Annotated in this window: 2 protein-coding genes; both read right to left on the bottom strand. The window is 52.5% G+C overall.

Annotation, left to right across the window (positions count from 1 at the left end):
• Positions 1–1,800, bottom strand: a 1,800-nt coding sequence (locus tag ACUU1M_RS19865; RefSeq protein ID WP_449144770.1) for a YjbH domain-containing protein, incomplete at its 3' end; no start/stop codon positions are given.
• Positions 1,800–2,274: capsule biosynthesis GfcC family protein (locus tag ACUU1M_RS19860; protein WP_257764208.1), on the bottom strand; the 475-nt coding region annotated here is incomplete at its 5' end. The genes ACUU1M_RS19860 and ACUU1M_RS19865, both read right to left, overlap by 1 nt.

Here is a 2,274-nt window from a genome sequence, read left to right as displayed (position 1 = left end):
CCCAACGCTAAGTTTCATCAGTACGCCATTGAGCGTCGGCGGGTTCCAGTAAGCCGTCACGAAACCTGTGGGCGTGGAATAATCGGTGAAGCGCATCATGTTGTCCCAGTCACGCTGCTTCACGTAGTTAACGTCCACACCCAGCGCCCAGCTGGCATCTAGCGGGCGATAAAGAAGCTCGGAACCGACACCGGCATACATCGTTTCCAGATAACCGCCATACACCTGGCCATAGAAACCATTGCCTAAGTCGGCAAAGTAATTCGCTTGCAAGTTGTTGAGATAAACGTCATTGCGAACGTAATCACGGATATGCGTGCGCACGCGGGGCAGGGTAGAGTCCGCGGGTAACAGTGAAGACTTAAACTTGTCGTAGTTGTTGTAAATATTGGTGAAAATACCGCCATCAAGCAGCAGGTGGTCGGTAAACCAGTAGCGGGCGCTGGACATCAGCCCCAGCTGGAACATATAGAAATCTTCCGGGCCGCCCAGCGACTGTGAAAGTGTTGGGTTGAAAGAGTAGCTAAAGCGATCTTCACGAATACGGTAGCCCCGACCAAAGGCAGAAAGATCTTCTGCTTCAACACGTTGTTGTTGCAGTTGCTCTGATTTACCAGGCGCTGTGCCGGCCAGCTGTTTGCGCAGGCTGGCTACGTCGGTTTCGGTAGTCACCATCGCCATATGCTCGCGCTTTTGCGTCACGCTAATCTTCTCAACGCCTTGCGGCAGGTTATTCACCAGAATCCGGTTGGCACGATCGACCGCTTCGCGAGAGTCACGGTATTTGTATTGCTGACCAGACATATACAGCGTCTTATCGCGTAGCTGAATTTCTGGCGCGTCAAAGCCCGCGTTATACTTCAGGGCGGTAAGTTGGTTTGCTACCGTGGTGTACTGCAAACCTTCAGACTCTGGCGCAGGCTGCCAGGCCGGTTTTGGCGTATCGCGTAGGGCAGGGCGCAGATCGTTGAAATTGGTCCGTAAAGTGAAACCAAACATCAACGTGTTTCCGCGTTCATAACTGAGGTTGAGGTCTGCCCAGCTGGCAGCGCGATAAACTGCACCGACGTTGAAATGGCTTGCCTGAGGCAGTTTGCCAGCGAAATCATTCTGGTAATTGTTGCCGTCGTATTCGAGTTTCAGACGCAGGGGATTCCACGGCGTTTGATACTCAATGCCGCCAAAGATGGAAGCCGGGCCACGAAAGATATCGCTAAAGCTGATATCGCCCGCATCGTGAGACTCTGCGCGATGACAATATTTATCGCTCACCCGGCAAAACGGGTTGGTAATATTGCCCGCATTACCGGCGTAGCCCCATGCCATCCCGAGGGTGAAATCAAATGGCCCCGCTTGCTTGCTGGCCACCAGATATTCACCGTCAAACAAACCCGTACCAGCAATATCACGTTTACCAAACGCCACTTGCGGTAGCCAGTAACCTTCTTCCCACAGGCGAAGTTTAAAATCGAATGATTTGTCTTTGTATGACTGATCGCCGCTGAAATCTTCCCACTGGCTATATTTGCGTGTGCGCACATCCGTATAACGAATGGTGCCTTCCAGCCATGGGAACAGCGCCACGGAGGTGGAGTAGAACCGGTATTGATCGTTATCCCGGTAGTTGACGCTGAATTCACCTTCCGGTGCGATGCGCGCATTTGGCATCTGCAACAATCCTGTGCCGCCAAAGTCTGATTGCGACGAACCCAGCGGATCCGGGTAGGTTAATACTTCAGCATGACAGGCACTGGAGATGGCAATGGCCAGGCAGCTTAAAAGATAAGAATTCTTCTTCATCAGTCAGGAACACGTTGCGTTAAAACAGACACAATCTGGTCATTTAAATCAGCATATTTTTCGGGCAGTACATGCGCAGAAAAGCCCAACCAAAGCTGGCTGCCAGGCGGTGGTTCCACATGTCTTTTATTCCACAGGGCAACAGGGGCGACGACAGTCTCACCCTCAGGCGTAATCACCATAACGTTATTCTTGTCCGCGCCTGCAAGGCGGGGGTGATCTTGCAGATAATCGGTAACGCTACGGCCTGCCTGCCAGGGCAATTGCCCAGCCCCAGAAACCGCACCCAGCAGAGTAATAGTCACCGGACGCTGTACGGTATAGAGCGTATAGTCCCCGACCAACGGGGGATTGCTGTTCTCATCCACTCGTACAAAATCAGGGTCCAGTTTGACCGGTAAGCGACCAGTGATATTGAGATTGAGTAACTGCTGGCGCACGGATTTAATCGTTGCCGCCACATCGTCGTCAGCT

The organism is Shigella sp. SIG6, from assembly GCF_053555815.1.
The sequence above is the reverse complement of the archived record's forward strand: the minus strand, read 5'-3'. Positions and strand labels throughout refer to the sequence as shown.